This window comes from Sediminivirga luteola, from assembly GCF_014639315.1.
GTDB classification, from domain to species: domain Bacteria; phylum Actinomycetota; class Actinomycetes; order Actinomycetales; family Brevibacteriaceae; genus Sediminivirga; species Sediminivirga luteola.
Genome location: NZ_BMFY01000011.1, coordinates 25,290 through 41,823 on the forward strand (window position 1 = coordinate 25,290; position 16,534 = coordinate 41,823).

Annotated in this window: 11 protein-coding genes; 2 read left to right on the forward strand and 9 right to left on the reverse strand. The window is 69.7% G+C overall.

Annotated features, from left to right (window positions below; genetic code table 11):
• Positions 1-37: 37 nt before the first annotated feature.
• Positions 38-235 (reverse strand): hypothetical protein, encoded by a 198-nt coding sequence (locus IEW13_RS12230; protein WP_188551289.1) that lies wholly within the window; start codon positions 233-235, stop codon positions 38-40.
• Between the two features lie 20 nt (positions 236-255).
• Here IEW13_RS12230 and IEW13_RS12235 point away from each other — a divergent pair, with 20 nt between their 5' ends.
• Positions 256-726 (forward strand): SDR family NAD(P)-dependent oxidoreductase, encoded by a 471-nt coding sequence (locus tag IEW13_RS12235; RefSeq protein ID WP_188551205.1) that lies wholly within the window; start codon positions 256-258, stop codon positions 724-726.
• A gap of 73 nt (positions 727-799) precedes the next feature.
• Here the strand turns inward: IEW13_RS12235 and IEW13_RS12240 are convergent, their stop codons facing one another.
• From IEW13_RS12240 to IEW13_RS12270, 7 genes are all read right to left on the reverse strand, one after another.
• A complete protein-coding gene (locus IEW13_RS12240; RefSeq protein WP_188551206.1) occupies positions 800-4,081 on the reverse strand; it encodes an alkaline phosphatase in 3,282 nt (1,093 codons plus the stop codon).
• Between the two features lie 310 nt (positions 4,082-4,391).
• The gene (gene ndk, locus IEW13_RS12245; protein WP_188551207.1) at positions 4,392-4,811 is read right to left on the reverse strand and encodes a nucleoside-diphosphate kinase; all 420 of its coding nucleotides are present in this window, start codon (positions 4,809-4,811) and stop codon (positions 4,392-4,394) included.
• Positions 4,812-4,936: 125 nt separating this feature from the next.
• Positions 4,937-5,335 (reverse strand): DUF4233 domain-containing protein, encoded by a 399-nt coding sequence (locus tag IEW13_RS12250; protein ID WP_188551208.1) that lies wholly within the window; start codon positions 5,333-5,335, stop codon positions 4,937-4,939.
• Complete coding sequence (locus IEW13_RS12255; protein ID WP_188551209.1) at positions 5,332-6,687, reverse strand: bifunctional folylpolyglutamate synthase/dihydrofolate synthase; 1,356 nt, start codon at positions 6,685-6,687, stop codon at positions 5,332-5,334. The genes IEW13_RS12250 and IEW13_RS12255 overlap by 4 nt, the downstream gene beginning before the upstream one ends.
• Positions 6,684-9,998: an isoleucine--tRNA ligase gene (gene ileS / locus IEW13_RS12260; RefSeq protein ID WP_188551210.1), complete on the reverse strand. Its 3,315-nt coding sequence runs from the start codon at positions 9,996-9,998 to the stop codon at positions 6,684-6,686. Before ileS ends, IEW13_RS12255 begins: the two co-directional genes overlap by 4 nt.
• 276 nt (positions 9,999-10,274) lie before the next feature.
• Positions 10,275-11,033 carry an SDR family oxidoreductase gene (locus tag IEW13_RS12265; RefSeq protein WP_188551211.1) on the reverse strand — a complete coding sequence of 253 codons (759 nt, stop codon included), beginning with the start codon at positions 11,031-11,033 and terminating at the stop codon, positions 10,275-10,277.
• A complete protein-coding gene (locus IEW13_RS12270) occupies positions 11,030-12,121 on the reverse strand; it encodes an acyltransferase (protein ID WP_188551212.1) in 1,092 nt (363 codons plus the stop codon). The genes IEW13_RS12265 and IEW13_RS12270 overlap by 4 nt, the downstream gene beginning before the upstream one ends.
• Positions 12,122-12,144: 23 nt before the next feature.
• Here IEW13_RS12270 and valS point away from each other — a divergent pair, with 23 nt between their 5' ends.
• Entirely contained in the window at positions 12,145-14,850 is a 2,706-nt protein-coding gene (gene valS, locus IEW13_RS12275; protein ID WP_188551213.1) for a valine--tRNA ligase, read from the forward strand.
• 283 nt (positions 14,851-15,133) lie between these two features.
• On the opposite strand, the gene clpX is transcribed toward valS, so the two are convergent.
• On the reverse strand, positions 15,134-16,414 hold the full coding sequence (gene clpX, locus IEW13_RS12280; protein ID WP_188551214.1) for an ATP-dependent Clp protease ATP-binding subunit ClpX: 1,281 nt from the start codon (positions 16,412-16,414) through the stop codon (positions 15,134-15,136).
• Positions 16,415-16,534 lie beyond the last annotated feature (120 nt).

Below are 16,534 nucleotides of genomic sequence, written 5' to 3' on the forward strand. Positions count from 1 at the left end.
TTCTGAACCTTCCGAGCTTTCTGGGTGCTACCGGAAGTCAGTCCTCAGGTGAGACGATCCGCCGGACCGCCTCCACCACGTGATCGCGCCGCTCCCGCCGGGACAACCGCCCCTTGAGTTCGTGGAATTCGGGCGTCGCGGTGGTCCGCACCCGTGCGGTGTGCAGCACCAGGCCCAGGAGCACGTCCGCCGGGAACGCGGCTGTCAGGACTCCGTTCCGCTGCGCCTGCCGGATGGCGCGCGCCTTCTTCGCGCATGCGCGAACGGCAGACGGGGACGATCGTGAACGTCACCTCGATCGGCGGGAAGTTCGCCGGACCCTTCGGCGGCTGGTACCACGCCACGAAGTTCGCGGTAGAAGGACTCAGTGACTCCCTGCGTCAGGAGGTCGCGGAATTCGGCGTCCGCGTCGTGATCGTGGAACCGGGCGCCATCAAGACCGAATGGGGCGATATCGCACTCGACTCCGCCCAGGCCGCCTCCGGACAGGGACCTTACGGAGACAGGGTACGGAGAATGTCGGCTGCGATGCGTCAGGACGGCGGCACGATGACCCGCGGCTCGGAACCCGACCTCGTGGCCAGCGTGATCATGAACGCCATACAGGCTCCGCGCCCGCGGACCAGGTATGTGGTCGGCCATCTTGCCCGGCCCGCGGTCGTCGCACGATGGCTGCTGAGCGACCGGATGATGGATCGCATGTCGGCCCGGATGATGGGCGACTGAGCACAGCGACCCGGCACGCGCGCGATGCGCGGCCGGGTCGCTGCTCTTCACGAAGACGGCAGGCGTGTGGCGATCAGCCGGTAGCGCTGCTCCTGCGGCGCGCCGTCATGAGCGCCGCGACCCCCGCTGCCAGCAGCGCCGCCGCGATCGCGGCCAGGCCGGCCAGCTCGGTGCCGGTACGCGGCAGCGGCTTCCCGTCACCGCCGGGGCCAGCCTGCTCGTCCTCGCCCGGAGCGCCTGGCCCGCCGTCACCAGCATCGTCACCGGGACTTCCGGGACCCTGCGTCTCGGTGGGTTCCGGGGTCGCCCCGCCAGTCGGCTCCTCGCCGGGTTCGGTCGGCCCCGGCTCGGTGGGCGCCGGCTCGCTCGGCCCGGGCTCCGTCGGTCCCGGCTCGGTCGGCTCGCCCGGTTCCGTGGGGGTGGGCGCCGGTTCGCTCGGCTCGGGATCGGGCTGTTCGGCTGCCGCGCGGATGTGCTCCTGCAGCACCCGGCCGATGTCCGTGTTGTCCAGGTACGCCCCGCGCACCGGGTCGGTTCCCGTGGCGGCGGCCTCCAGCGCAGCGGCCGCCGGGCCCTGCGCGTAGAGCGGCACCAGCTGCAGGGTGTGGTAATGCGGGGTGCTGTCGCCGGGCTCGCCGTCGGTGTAGTCGATGAACTCGGCGTCCGGCAGCGTGCCCTGCTCCCCCGTGATCGGCTCGAAGTCGCCGGACTCCAGCGCGCCGGCGCCCCACAGGTTCCCGGTCTCGTGATCAGAGGTGACGATGACCGTGGTCTCATCCCAGCTGGACTCCGCCTCGACCCAGTCCACGACCGTCTCGATCGTATCGTGGAAGGCGACCATCTCCTCGATGGTGCGGCCGAGTTCCCCGGCGTGACCGGCGTGGTCGACCGTCGCAGCCTCCGACATCAGGAAGAAGCCGTCCTCCGAGGCGTTGTTCAGCACGCTGATCGCGGCGGCGGTCATCTCGGACAGCCGCGGGACGTTGTCCGCCATCGGCGCCGCGAACGGCTCCTCCCGATCCCCGGGGCGATCGTGGAACAGGGTCCCGTCGGTCTGCGCCACTCCCAGGACCCGCTCGGGCGTCCCGGCCGCGAGCGCCTCGAACTCCCCGGCTGCGAGCGCCTGGAACCCGGCACGCTCGTCCACCAGGGTCCAGTCCGGCAGGCCAGCCGAAGCCGGGTCCCCGGCGCGCAGGGCGTCCCAGTCGGCCTCGTCGATGTACCGGCTCCAGAACCCGCCGTCCTTGGGCGTGCCGTCGTTGCTGTACTCGGGATGGCCCGTGCCCATCAGGACGTCCAGGTCCTCGTGGTACAGGAGCTGATCGACGACGCCCTGCGTGTCACGGTCGGTCGTCTGCACCGCGAAGCCGGCGTTGGTGTCGGTCCAGAACTGCGCCGAGGAGACCAGCCCGGTGGCCAGGCCCGCTTCCGTGGCGACATCCACCATGCCGACAAGCGGCTGCTCGTCAGCGTCGATGCCCAGATGGCGGCTGCGGGTCTTCACGCCGGTCGACATCGCGGTCGCGGCGGCCGATGAGTCGGTCACCGTCATCCGGCCTTCAGGATGATCGCGGGTGACGTTCGCCGGCGAATCCCAGGCGTCGATCTCGGCGTAGTCCCGGCTGCGGATCTCGCCGGTCTCCACCGATACCTGGACTTCGAACTCCTGATACGTCTGGCTGGCCTCGCTGTCCGAGCCGTGCCCGGTCAGATGGACATTGCCGTCGGCGTCCTGATACGCCGCGACACCGTGCTCCCACAGGCTGGCGACGTCCACGTGGTTGTACCCCATCCCGTCGGCGACCAGCAGGATGACGTTGGTGCGGCCCTCCCCGGGAACCGGGACGGTCGGCTCGGGTTCGCCCGGCTCCTGTGCTGCGGCGCGGATGTGCGCGTGAACGACCTCCGCGATGTCGGTGTTGTTCACATAGGCCCCACGCACTTCGTCCTCCCCGCGCGCGGCGTCCGCGAGGGCCTGCGCCGCCGCGCCGTGGGCGTAGAGCGGCACCAGCTGATGCGTGTGATAGTGCGGGATCTCCGGGTTGCGGGCCGCATCGGTGAAGTCCGTGAACTCCGCTTCGGGAAGCTCACCGCGCACGCCGGTGATCGGCTCGAACTCGCCCGAGTCGAAGGTGCCGGTACCCCACAGGTTCCCGGTCTCATGGTCCGAGGTGACGATGACCGTGGTCTCGTCCCAGCTGGACTCCGCCTCGACCCAGTCCACCACGCTCTCGATCATGCGGTTGAACTCGACCATCTCCTCGATGGTGCGGCCCAGCTCGCCGCGGTGGCCGGCGTGGTCCACGGTGGCGGCCTCCGACATCAGGAAGAATCCTTCCTCGGAGGCGTTGTCCAGCACGTTCAGGGCGGCCGCCGTCATCTCGGACAGCCGCGGGACGTTGTCCGCCATCGGCGCCGCGAACGGCTCGTCCCGCTCCCCCGGGCGGTCGAAGAACAGCGTTCCCGAGGACGGCGCCAGGCCGAAGACCTTCTCAGGGGTCTCCCCGCTGGCAAGCGCCTGGAACTCGCTGCGATCCTCGACCAGGGTCCAGTCCGCGACCCCCTCGGCCTCGGCTTCGCCGCGCAGCGCTGCCAGGACCTCCTCGGAGACGTAGCTGTAGCTCGGTGCCGCATTGGGCGTGCCGTCGTTGTGATACTCGGGGTGGCCGGATCCCATGACCACGTTCAGGTCCTCGTGCTCCAGCAGCTGGGAGATGATCCCCTCGGTGTCCCCGTCGTCGGTGTGCACGGCGAATCCGGCGGAGGTGTCGGTCCAGAAACGTGCCGAGCTGACCACGCCGGTGGCCATACCGGCCTCGGTCGCCACGTCGACCATGTCCTCCAGGGGCTCGCCGTTGCGATCGATCCCGAGGTAGCCGCCGCGGGTGCGCACCCCGGTTGACATCGCGGTGGCCGCCGCGGCCGAGTCCGTCACCAGCGTCTCGTGGTCGGGGTTCTCGCGGGTGATGTGCCGCGGGCTGGCCCAGGGGTCCACCTCGGAGTGCGGGGCGCTCCAGATGTAGCCGGTGTCCTGCCCCAGCTGGACCTCGAAGTCCTGGTACACCTGGCTGGCCTCGCTGTCCGAGCCGTGCCCGGTCAGATGGATGTTGTCGTCCGCGTCCTGGTAGGCGGCGACGCCGTGTTCCCACAGGCTGGCGACGTCGACGTGGTTGTACCCCATCCCGTCGGCGATCAGCAGGATGACGTTCGTCTTACCGTCCGCCGCGGCCTGCGCGGCCGCCGGGCCCGAGAGGCCGGGCAGTCCTGAGGCGGCGACGAGCCCCGCGGCCGCGGCGATGCCGGCCAGGCGAACGGATGGACGGGTGGGTGGACGCGTGGAAGCGCGTGCTGACACGGGGATTCCCCTTACGGGCTCGACTGCGATGACCGCAGTTCACTAGACCAGCGGCCGGTGAACCCGCTGTGAGGCGGACGCGAACGCAAGGCAACCCCGGGATGACAGCAAGGTGTCTCGTATCACATTCCGAGACCAGAGCGCGTCTCACAGGCGGCCGCTCGTCCCCCGTGTGGCCTGGCGACCGTCCTGGCCGGCCGCTGGGCGCACGCGCGAAGGCCCGCGGCCACCGGCGCCCTGGAACGGGGATCTTCCGGCGGTCGCGGGCCTTCACGGAGCGCGGGTCTTCAAGAGAAGAGCCCGTGCAGTATCAGGCGGCGGGGAACCAGATGCCGATCTCACGGTCGGCGGACTCAGGCGAATCCGAGCCGTGGACGAGGTTCTTCTGCACCTTCTCCCCCCAGTCGCGGCCCAGATCGCCGCGGATGGTTCCCGGCGCCGCCGTGGTGGGGTCGGTGGTGCCGGCCAGGGAGCGGAATCCCGCGATGACCCCGTTCCCGGAGGCGACGAGCGCCACGAGAGGGCCCTCCTCCATGAACGACACGAGCGGCTCGTAGAACGGCTTGCCCTCGTGCTCGGCGTAGTGCGCGGCCAGCTCCTCGCGCGTGGCACGGCGCAGCTCCAGCCGCTCGATGACGTAGCCCTTGGCTTCGATCCGGCCGATGATCTCCCCGACCAGGCCCCGGGCCACGCCGTCCGGCTTGATCAGGATGAGGGTCTTCTCGCTCACTGCGGTGTCCGCCTTTCTCTCGTGTCTGTCCTGCTGTGCGTCATGCCTGTGGGTCGTGCGTAGCGCGTGGTGCGGCAGCCGCGCACGGCTGCGCTGGTCTCTGCCGCCCGGTGCGGTCGTTCTGCCTAGGCCTCGGGAGAACCCCCGGCTTCCCAGGCGGCGCGTTCACGGTCGATGCGGGTGCCCCAGTACATGCCCACGCCCCAGATCAGCGCGAAGACCGCACCCACCAGGAACATGCCCGGCGCGATGAAGCCCGCGGCGATGGTGAGCGCCTGCGCCGCCCAGCCGAGCAGGTATCCGCTTCCTCCGGGCCGTGCCACGATCAGGACCATCGCCAGGAGGCACAGCAAACCCAGTCCGCCGCCGAGCACGAGCACCATGAGCGGTTCGAGCAGCCGCAGCCCGAAGATGGTCAGCATGGCGAAGAGCACCACGAAGAGGTGCATCGCCAGCAGCGCGGCGCCGAGCATCCGCTTGGCCGAACGCGGCCGGCCACCGCCCTGCCGCGCCGCGCCGCTCATACCTCTCCCTTCAGCAGCGCCCGCGCCTCGGCCACGGTGCTCACCGAGCCGGTCACGACGATGCCCGCGCCGGCCTCGTCCCCCGTTGCCTGTGCCTCATGGACCGCCCGGACGAGGGCCGCCTCCATATCCGGTTCCGCGATCACGTTCTCATCGTCCCACCACTGCAGCGCCAGCTCTTCCAGCTCCGCCGGCTGCAGCGCTCGCGGTGAGAGACTCCGGGTGACGATCACCCGGTCGAAGGCCTCGACCAGAGAGCTGAGCAGGCCGTGGACGTCCTTGTCCCGGAAGACCGCCAGGACGCCGATGGTGGTGCTGAAGTGGAAGGCGTCTCCCAGGGCGGCGGCGAGCCCGGCGGCGCCGGAGGGGTTGTGCGCCGCATCGAGCACGACGGTAGGGGCCCGGCGCACCACTTCCAGGCGGCCAGGCGTGGTGACCGCGGCAAGCCCGTCGCCGACGAGTTCGCGGTCGAGCGCGCGTTCGCCACCGGTCAGGAAGAGCTCGACCGCGGCGATGGCGAGCGCCGCGTTGCCGGCCTGATGCAGGCCGTGCACCGGCAGCAGGAGGTCCTCGTAACGGCCGGCAGCGGTCTGCACGCTGATCAGCTGCCCGTCGACGGCGCGCTCACGTGCCAGCAGCCCGAAGCCGGTGCCGGCGTAGACGGCGGTCAGCCCCGCCGACTCGATCCGCTCGGCGAGGGCAGCCAGCGCCTCCTCCGGCTGTTCGCCGACCGCGACCAGCGGCGCGGGTCCCTCCGCGATGTGCCGGTCGAGGATGCCCGCCTTGGTCCGGGCGATCTGGGCCGGGCTGTCCCCCAGCAGCGCCGCATGGTCCACGGAGATGGGAGTGAAGACGCACACCTGGCCGTCGGCCACATTGGTGGCGTCCCACTCGCCGCCGAGTCCTGCCTCCAGGACCACGACGTCGACCGGCGCATCGGCGAACACCGCGAAGGCAAGCACCGTGAGGGCCTCGAAGAAGGTCAGCCGGGCACGGCCCTCGCGGGCGAGTTCGGCATCGACCATCTGCAGATACGGTTCGATCTCCCGGTAGATGCGCACGAAGTCCTGCTCCGGGACCGGCTCGGAATCCACGCTGATCCGCTCGGTCACCGACGCCAGATGAGGGCTGGTGAAGCGGCCGACGCGCAGATCGTGGGCGGTCAGCAGGGAATCGATCATGCGCGCGGTGGAACTCTTGCCGTTGGTACCGGCGATGTGGATCACGGGCGCCGCGGTGTGCACATTGCCCAGCAGCTCGGCGGCACGCCGGGTGGCGTCCAGGCGCACCTCGACCTGGTTCTCCGGCTGCCGGGCCAGCAGCTCGGCGTAGACCTCGCGCAGATCGCTCATGCCCGCACCACGCGGAGGGAGATCCCCAGCCCCTCGCCCACCTCGGCGCCCTGCACATCGTCTCCCAGCAGCGACTCTGCCGGACGCAGCGTGAGCGCCAGGGTCTCCGTCTTGACCAGCCCGGCGTGCGCCTCGGCAGCGGCCAGCGCCTCCGGCGCGCCGGCGATCTCCACCTCGATCCGGTCCGAGACGTCCAGGTCCAGCGCCTTGCGCACGCTCTGGATGGCCCGCACGGTGTCACGGGCCAGGCCCTCGGCCTCCAGCTCCGGGGTCACCGTGGTGTCCAGCGCCAGGAAGCCGCCGCCGGGCAGGACGGTAAGCTCCATGCCCTCCTGAGCGGCCTCCGCGACCGTTTCCAAGGCGTACTCGCCTTCCTGAAGTTCGATCCCGCCGGCGGTCACGACGCCGTCCTGGACGCTCCAGTCACCCGTTTTGGCGCCCTTGATGGCCTGCTGGACCTGCTTGCCCAGCCGCGGCCCCGCAGCGCGGGCGTTGACCGCCAGCCGCTGCCCGATCCCCCAGCCGGCCGGATCGACGCCGGCCGCCTCCAGCAGCTCGACCTCTTTGAGGTTGAGCTCGTCGGCGATGATCTGCTGGTAGGTTCCCCGCAGCGCCTCCGCTCCGGGCACCACGGCGGTCATCCGCCGCAGCGGCAGACGCACCCGGCGGCCTGCCTGCTTGCGCAGCGCCGAGCCGGCGGAGGCGATGGTCCGGGTCAGCTCCATGAGCTCTACCGCGCGCTCATCCTTCAGATAGTCGTCCGGTTCGGGCCAGTCGGCCAGGTGCACCGAGCGCCCGCCCGTCAGGCCCCGCCAGATCTCCTCCGAGATCAGCGGCAGCAGCGGGGCGGCGACGCGGGTGAAGGTCTCCAGCGCCGTGTAGAGCACGTCGTAGGCGGCGGTGTCCTCGTCGTAGAACCGCTGGCGCGAGCGGCGGATGTACCAGTTGGTGAGCGTCTCGGAATAGGCGCGCAGGGCCTCGCAGGCGCTGGAGACGTCATAGGCGTCCAGCGCGGCCGTCGCCTCGCGGACGAGGTCGCCGGTGGCGGCCAGGATGTACCGGTCCAGCGGGTTATCGACGTCCTGACCCCGCACGGGCTTGGCCTGGTATCCCTGGCCGCCGCGGGCGGTGTTGGCGTAGAGCGCGAAGAAGTGCCAGGCGTTCCACATCGGCAGCAGGACCTGGCGGACGCCCTCCCGGATGCCTTCCTCCGTGACGACCAGGTTGCCGCCGCGCAGGATGGGGCTTGCCATGAGGAACCAGCGCATGGCGTCGGAGCCGTCCCGGTCGAGCACCTCGGTCACGTCCGGGTAGTTGCGCAGCGATTTGGACATCTTCTGCCCGTCCGAGCCGAGCACGATTCCGTGGCTGATCACGTTCGTGAACGCGGGACGGTCGAACAGCGCGGTCGCCAGGATGTGCATGGTGTAGAACCAGCCGCGGGTCTGCCCGATGTACTCCACGATGAAGTCCGCCGGGTGGTGGGAGTCGAACCAGTCCTTGTTCTCGAAGGGGTAGTGCACCTGCGCGAACTGCATGGAGCCGGAGTCGAACCACACGTCGAGCACGTCCTCCACGCGGCGCATGGTGGACCTGCCCGTCGGATCGTCCGGATTGGGCCGGGTGAGCCGATCGATCCACGGCCGGTGCAGATCGGGCTCGCCGTCGGCGTTGCGCGGGTAGTCGCCGAAAGCTTCCTTGAGCTCCTCCAGCGATCCGTAGACCTCGGTGCGCGGATAGGCCGGATCGTCGGAGACCCACACCGGGATGGGGCTGCCCCAATAGCGGTTGCGGGAGATCGACCAGTCCCGCGCGCCCTCCAGCCACTTGCCGAACTGGCCGTGCTTGACGTTGCCGGGGATCCAGTTGATCTGCTCGTTGATCTCGAGCATCCGGTCCTTGAACTGCGTCACCGCGACGTACCAGCTGGTCACGGCCTTGTAGATGAGCGGGGTGCGGCAGCGCCAGCAGTGCGGGTAAGAGTGCACATAGGACTGCTCGCGGACCAGCCGACCATCGGCCTTGAGCCGGTTGATGATGTCGCGGTTCGCCTCGAACACCTGCTTGCCTGCGATATCGGCCAGCGGCGCGGTGCCGTCGCCGAGCGGCTCGGCGAACATCGGCAGGAACCGGGCGCCCTCGTCGACGGAGAGGATGACCGGGATGCCGGCCTCCTCGCTGGACCGCTGGTCCTCCTCACCATAGGCGCTGGCCTGATGCACCAGGCCGGTGCCGTCCGTGGTGGTCACATAGTCCTCGACCAGAACCCGGAAGGCGTTCTGGGTGCCCCAGCGGGAAACATCGGCGTAGTAGCCCCACAGCGGCTGGTACTCCAGGCCAGCCAGCTCGGTACCCCGGTAACGGGCGACGACGGCGGCCTCGGCGTCCTCGGCCGCGGCGAAGCCCAGATCCTTGGCGTAGGCGCCCAGCAGATCCGCCGCCAGCAGATGCTTGCCAGGCAGCGGCCCGTCCTTCGGCGCCTCCACCACGACGTACTCGATCTCCGGGCCGACCGCCACGGAGAAGTTCGTCGGCAGCGTCCACGGCGTCGTGGTCCAGGCCAGCAGGTTCACCCCGGCCAGCTCCCGGCCCACGCGAGCGTCGGCGCCGCCCCCGGTGATCGGGAAGGCCACCGTCACGGAGGGATCCTGCCGGTCCTTGTAGACGTCGTCGTCCATCCGCAGTTCGTGGTTGGACAGCGGCGTCTCGTCCTTCCAGCAGTACGGCAGCACGCGGAAGCCCTGATAGGTCAGGCCTTTCTCATGCAGCTGCTTGAAGGCCCAGATGACCGACTCCATGTACTCGACATTGAGCGTCTTGTAGTCGTTCTCGAAGTCCACCCAGCGGGCCTGGCGGGTGACGTACTCCTCCCACTCCCGGGTGTACTTCAGCACCGAGGCGCGGCAGGCGTCGTTGAACTTGTCGATGCCCATCGCCTCGATCTCGGCCTTGTCCGTCATGCCGAGCTGCTTCATCGCCTCCAGCTCGGCGGGCAGGCCGTGGGTGTCCCAGCCGAAGCGGCGTTCCACCCGGCGGCCGCGCTGGGTCTGATAGCGCGCGACCAGGTCCTTGACGTAGCCGGTCAGAAGGTGGCCGTAGTGCGGCAGGCCGTTGGCGAACGGGGGCCCGTCGTAGAAGACGTACTCGCTCTCCCCCGCCGGACGGCTCTCTATCGAGGCCTGGAAGGTGCCGTCCTCGGCCCAGTATCCGAGCACCTCGTCCTCGATGCGCGGGAAACGCGGGGAGGCAGGGATCCGGCGCTCGTCGGCGGTGCCGCGGCGCGGGTAAACGGGCGAGGGGTTCTCGGTCATAGAGGTCCGTCCTGGAAGTGCACTCGGTCGACGTGTTCACAACCGCAAGGACGCCGTGTGACGCGGTACCACCTTGCTTGCCCGTGCCTCTCCCGGCGGACCGGTGAGGGCCCGGACCCCTCGATGACTGCTGTGACGGGCTTACCCGTCCGGTTCTACTGAGGCGCTTGCCTGCACGCGTGCGGTGCGATGGCAGATAAGCGCCCGTTCTTCCGGAAGCTCGCCGGTGATGGCCGGGTCGTCGCTGTGCCACCAGTGTACGCGATCCTCTGCCCGCTACAGGCCCCGGTTCCTGGCCACCTTGTGCTGCGCCGCCTGCGCGATGGGCCGCAGCACCAGAAGATCGACGTTGACGTGGTGTGGACGGGTGAGCGTCCACACGATGGAATCGGCGATGTCCTCCGCGGTGAGCGGCCGCTCGACACCCTCGTACACCTTCGCGGCGGCCGCGGCGTCGTTGCCCAGCCGCTTGAGGCTGAACTCCTCGGTGGCGACCATTCCCGGGGCGATCTCGATCACCCGCACCGGTTCGCCGGCCAGTTCCAGGCGCAGGGTGCCGGCGATGGCGTGAGCGCCGTGCTTGGCGGCGACGTAGCCGCCTCCGCCCTCGTAGACGATGTGCCCGGCGGTGGACGAGAGGATCACGATGTCGCCGCGGCCGCTGTCCTTCAGCGCCGGCAGGAACGCCTTGACGGTGCGCAGCACTCCCAGCACGTTGACGTCGAACATGGCCTGCCAGTCCTCGGGCTTCGACTCGGCCACGGGATCCACGCCGACGGCGCCGCCGGCGTTCGCGACCAGGGCGTGCACGGGACCGTCTGCGGTGGCGGCCTCCAGCAGGGCCTGGACGTCCTCGTCCCGGGTGACATCGGCGACCACGTAGGCGGCGCCGGTCTCCTCCGCGAGCGCCCGCAGCTTCTCCTCGCGACGGGCCGCGGCGACCACCTGCCAGCCGGCGGCGGTCAGCTGCCGGACCGTGGCGGCGCCGATGCCCGAGCTTGCGCCGGTGACCACGGCGCGCAGGACTTCCGTCATATGCCCTCCTTCATGCGTCGCCGCTGCAAGGGCCGGGCCTGGCCGAAGGCCCCGCGCAGCAGCGGGATCCTGATCGCTGCCCACGTTATCAGCGCGCATATCACCGTGTAGAGCAGCGTCAGGCCCACGCCGTGGCCGAGCACCGAGAGCCACGTGTCCGGTACGCCGATCCAGCGGCGCAGCCCGAACACCAGAAGCGAATGCAGCAGGAACACGCCGAATGAGAGCGGGTAGAGCCATTCAAGGAACGGCAGCCTGCGTCTTAAGTGCGCGTGCAGCAGCAGGTAGGCGCACACGGACATGAGCACCACGGACGGTGAGAGGTAGTCGAAGATCGCCTTCCACGGGGTCTCCCCCGGCCCGTACCCGGCCCAGAGCGCGGTGAGCGCGACTGAGCCGAGGAAGCCCGCCCAGACCAGGAGCAGGCGCCGGCCGGAGACGATCACGTCCCGCAGCACCCAGCCGAGCACGTAGTAGCCCATCATGGGCACGAAGCGGGTGGCGGCGTTGGGCTCGCCGACGGCGACGGTGAAGGAGATCAGGAAGTCCAGGACGCCGATGCCGATCAGGATCGTCGCGGTGCCGATCTGCAGCCGCCGGCTGCCGAAGGCCGGCAGCAGCCGCATGAAGGGGGTCAGCAGGATCAGCCCGGCCAGGACGTAGAGGAAGTACAGCTGGACGAATGGAGCCCCGCGCAGCACCGCCACGACCGGGTCCCAGCCGTTCTCGCGGCCGGAGAGCACGTAGAGCCGGAACCAGATGTAGATGCCGGTCCAGACGATGAGCGGGATGCCGATCCGGTAGAACCGCTTGATCAGGAACTCCCGCGGCTGGACGCCCCGGGCCGGATCCAGGGCGAGGGCGCCGGAGATCATGATGAACACGGGCACCGCCCAGCGGGCCGCCGAATCGATCGCCACCGCGAGCCACCAGGCGGCGCTGCCCTGCTCGGCGAACCGGGTCTCCACGGTGTCGGAGATGTTGTGGATCGCGACCACCGCGACGATGGCCAGCGCCCGGGCCGCATCCATCCAGCGGGTGGAGGTGGGGCGGGGATTGCGGTTCTCGATCCGGTCCAGGAGAGCCATGCGCTCCAGCATAGGATAGGCCCATGAGCAATCCTGGGGAGCCGGCAGAACAGGCGGAGCAGAAGGCACAGCAGGCAACGACGGCACCGGGGCAGGCGGTGGCCCATCCGAGCGTCACCCTCCCGGCCAAGGCCGGCGTCGAGGGGCTGAAGGACAAGTGGGACAGGCACTGGGAGGACGAGCGCACCTACGCCTTCGAGGAACCCGCCGGCGTCCCGGCCGAGGAGGCGCGGGCGCAGATCTACTCGATCGACACGCCGCCGCCGACCGCCTCCGGCTCGCTGCACGTCGGGCACGTCTTCAGCTACACCCAGACGGACGTCATCGCCCGCTACCAGCGGATGCGGGGCAAGAAGGTGTTCTACCCGCTGGGCTGGGACGACAATGGCCTGCCCACGGAGCGTAGGGTGCAGAACTACTTCGGGGTGCGCTGCGATCCGTCCGTCCCCTACGATCCGGACTTCACGCCCCCGGAGAAGGCGCCCAAGAACGACCGCGACTTCATCCCGGTGTCCCGGCAGAATTTCATCGAGCTATGCGAGCAGCTGGCGGTGGAGGACGAGAAGGTCTTCGAGGACCTGTTCCGGTCGCTCGGCCTGTCCGTCGACTGGTCCTACACCTACCGGACCGTCGACGACACCTCCCGCGCGGTGAGCCAGCGGGCGTTCCTGGCGGACCTCGCCGCCGGGCACGCCTACTCCGCCGATGCACCGACCATGTGGGACGTGACCTACCGCACCGCGGTCGCCCAGGCGGAGCTGGAGGACCGGGAGCGGCCCGGCGCCTACCACCGGGTGGCCTTCCATCCGGCCGACGGCGCGGCGCCGATCGAGATCGAGACCACCCGGCCGGAGCTGATCCCGGCGGTGGCCGCACTCGTCGCCCACCCGGACGATGAGCGCTACCAGCCGTACTTCGGCACCACCGTCCGCTCCCCGCTGTTCGGCGTCGAGGTTGAGGTGCGCGCCCACGAGCTGGCCAAGCCGGACAAGGGCACCGGCATCGCCATGGTCTGCACCTTCGGCGATCTGACCGACGTCACCTGGTGGCGGGAGCTGGACCTGCCCACCCGCGCCATCGTCGGCCGAGACGGGCGGCTCTCCCGCGAGACGCCGGAGTGGATCGCTCAGGGCGCGGATCCGAAGGCGGTGGAGCACTACGCCGAGCTGGCCGGTAAGACCACGTTCTCCGCCCGCACCGCGATCGTGGAGCTGCTGCGCGCCTCGGGCGATCTGCTCGGCGAGCCGCGCGAGATCAGCCATCCGGTCCCGTTCTACGAGAAGGGCGACAAGCCGCTGGAGGTCGTCACCTCCCGGCAGTGGTACATCCGCAACGGCGGCCGCGACGCCGAGCTGCGGCAGAAGCTGATCGAACGGGGCCGTGAGCTCCAGTGGCACCCGGAGTTCATGCGCGCCCGCTACGAGAACTGGGTCGAGGGACTCAACGGCGACTGGCTGGTGTCCCGGCAGCGGTACTTCGGCGTGCCCATCCCGCTCTGGTACCGGCTCGATGAGCGGGGCGAACCTGATTACGACTCGCCCCTGGTACCGGATGAGGCGCAGCTGCCGGTCGATCCGGCCGCCGATGTCCCGGCCGGCTACACGGCGGAGCAGCGCGGCGAGCCCGGCGGGTTCATCGGCGATCCGGATGTGCTGGACACCTGGGCGACGTCGAGCCTGACTCCCCTGCTGCTGGGACGCTGGGGCCGCGACGAGGACTTCCTGGGGAAGGTCTACCCCTTCGACCTGCGGCCCCAGGGTCACGACATCATCCGCACCTGGCTGTTCGCGACCGTCGTGCGCGCGAACTCCCTGACCGATGCCGCGCCGTGGCGGCATGCGGCGCTCTCGGGCTGGATCCTGGACCCGGACCGGAAGAAGATGTCCAAGTCCAAGGGCAATGTCGTGGTGCCCTCCGAGATCCTAGCGGAGAACAAGCCCGGCTACGGCCCCGATGCCGTGCGCTACTGGGCCTCCTCGGCCAAGCTGGGCGCTGACACCGCCTATGACGTCACCCAGATGCAGATCGGCCGTCGGCTGGCGATGAAGATCCTCAACGCCTCCAAGTTCGCCCTCGGCCTGGGCACCCACGCCGAGCAGGTCGGCCGCCTGGACCTGGTCACCGAGGCGCTGGACCGGGCCCTGCTGTCCCGGCTGAACGCCACCGTGGAAGAGGCGACCCGGCACTTCGAGGCCTATGCCTACGCGCAGGCGCTGCAGGTGACGGAGTCCTTCTTCTGGAGCTTCACCGACGACTACGTGGAGCTGGTGAAGGCCCGTGCCTACGGTGGCGCCGGCGAGGAGGCGATGGTCTCGGCGCAGGTGACGCTGGCGACGGCACTCGATGCGCTGCTGCGGCTCTTCGCGCCCGTGCTGCCCTTCGCCACCGAGGAGACCTGGTCCTGGTGGCGCTCCGGCTCGGTGCACCGCCAGCCGTGGCCGGAACCGGTCGCCGGCCTCTCCGGGCAGGACGCCGATGCGGGGCTGCTGGACGCCGTCGCGACCGCGCTGAGCGAGGTGCGGCGCCACAAGACGGAGGCCAAGGTGTCCCAGCGCAGCGAGGTCGCCCGGCTGGAGCTGAGCGGCCCGGCCCCGCTGCTGGAGCTGGTCCGCGCCGCCGAGGGCGATCTGCTCTCAGCCGGCCGGGTCGCGGAAGTCTCGTACTCCCCCGCAGACGCCGAGGCTCTCACGGTGACGGCGCTGGATCTGGCCGAGCAGCCGGCGGGCTGACCTGAGCCCGCGGCCGCCCCCTGCGCCAGCGCTGCCAGCGGCGCTCCCCAGCCTGCGCCGCTCGTTCTCGTCCGCATGCCGCGGCTCCGGCACAGGATGGCTCTAGGGTGCTGCGCTGTGTCCCGATAGACTCACCGGGACACAGCGCACAACCGTGAAACCACGCGCGGCTGGGAGCGCTCACTGCACGCGTCGAAGGCCGGCGGGCACGCGAAAGGCCCGCACAGCCCTGAACTGCAGGGTGTGCGGGCCTTTTCGCGTGTGAGGCTGGCGGGCCGGGCGGTCAGGCGCTCTTCTTGCGGCCCTGCTGCTTCTTGGGCGCGCGGGGCACCAGGGTGGGCGCCACATTGTCCAGGACCACATCCCGGGTCACGACGACCCGGGCGACATCGGTGCGGCTGGGCACATCGAACATGACCGGCTGGAGGACCTCCTCCATGATGGAGCGCAGGCCGCGCGCGCCGGTCCCGCGCAGTAGCGCCTGGTCCGCGATGGCGTCCAGCGCGTCGTCGGTGAACTCCAGTTCGACGTTGTCGTACTCGAACATCCGCTGGTACTGCTTCACCAGGGCGTTCTTGGGTTCCTTGAGGATCTGGATGAGCGCCGCCCGGTCCAGGTTCGTCACGGTGGTCAGCACCGGCAGACGCCCGATGAACTCGGGGATCAGGCCGAACTTCAGCAGGTCCTCCGGCAGCACCTCGGAGAACACGTCTTCCTCGTCCTGCTTGGACTGGAGCACCGCGCCGAACCCGATGCCGTGCTTGCCCTTCCGCGAGGCGATGATCTCCTCCAGGCCCGCGAAGGCCCCGGCGACGATGAACAGCACGTTCGTCGTGTCGATCTGGATGAACTCCTGCTGCGGATGCTTCCGCCCGCCCTGGGGCGGCACGGAGGCCTGGGTGCCCTCGAGGATCTTCAGCAGCGCCTGCTGCACGCCCTCGCCGGAGACGTCCCGCGTGATCGAGGGGTTCTCCGATTTCCGGGCGATCTTGTCGATCTCGTCGATGTAGATGATGCCCTTCTGAGCCCGCTCGATGTCGAAGTCCGCGGCCTGGATCAGCTTGAGCAGGATGTTCTCGACGTCCTCGCCCACATAGCCGGCCTCGGTCAGCGCCGTGGCATCGGCGACCGCGAAGGGCACGTTCAGCCGGCGGGCGAGGGTCTGCGCCAGATAGGTCTTGCCAGAGCCGGTGGGACCGACCAGGAGGATGTTCGACTTGGCGATCTCCACCGGCTCCTCTTCGGAACCGGCCAGCTTCTGCTCCGGGCCGGCGCCGATGCGCTTGTAGTGGTTGTAGACCGCAACCGAGAGGGCGATCTTCGCCTGCTCCTGGCCGACGACGTACTCCTGCAGGAACTCGAAGATCTCCCGGGGCTTGGGCAACTCCATCGGGCCGGCGTCGCTGGCCTCCTGGAGCTCCTCCTCGATGATCTCGTTGCACAGCTCGATGCACTCGTCGCAGATGTACACGCCCGGACCCGCGATGAGCTTGCGGACCTGCTTCTGGCTCTTACCGCAGAAGGAGCACTTCAGCAGATCAGCCTCTTCCGCACTGCGTGCCACTCGATCCAACCCTTCTCCACGCCGATTCCGGCTTCAGCCCCGGTCTCCTGAAGGAACGTCCAGCTCCTTCAGATTCCCACTATAGGCGTGCCTCGCCGCCGACCGCGCACGGGGCACGCG

Bases quoted from the DNA above. Each gene is read 5' to 3' on its own strand.
- ileS (WP_188551210.1), bottom strand. From the start codon at position 9,998: ATGACCGAGAACCCCTCGCCCGTTTACCCGCGCCGCGGCACCGCCGAC.
- valS (WP_188551213.1), top strand. From the start codon at position 12,145: ATGAGCAATCCTGGGGAGCCGGCAGAACAGGCGGAGCAGAAGGCACAG.
- IEW13_RS12250 (WP_188551208.1), bottom strand. From the start codon at position 5,335: ATGAGCGGCGCGGCGCGGCAGGGCGGTGGCCGGCCGCGTTCGGCCAAG.
- IEW13_RS12265 (WP_188551211.1), bottom strand. From the start codon at position 11,033: ATGACGGAAGTCCTGCGCGCCGTGGTCACCGGCGCAAGCTCGGGCATC.
- IEW13_RS12235 (WP_188551205.1), top strand. From the start codon at position 256: ATGCGCGAACGGCAGACGGGGACGATCGTGAACGTCACCTCGATCGGC.
- IEW13_RS12270 (WP_188551212.1), bottom strand. From the start codon at position 12,121: ATGGCTCTCCTGGACCGGATCGAGAACCGCAATCCCCGCCCCACCTCC.
- IEW13_RS12255 (WP_188551209.1), bottom strand. From the start codon at position 6,687: ATGAGCGATCTGCGCGAGGTCTACGCCGAGCTGCTGGCCCGGCAGCCG.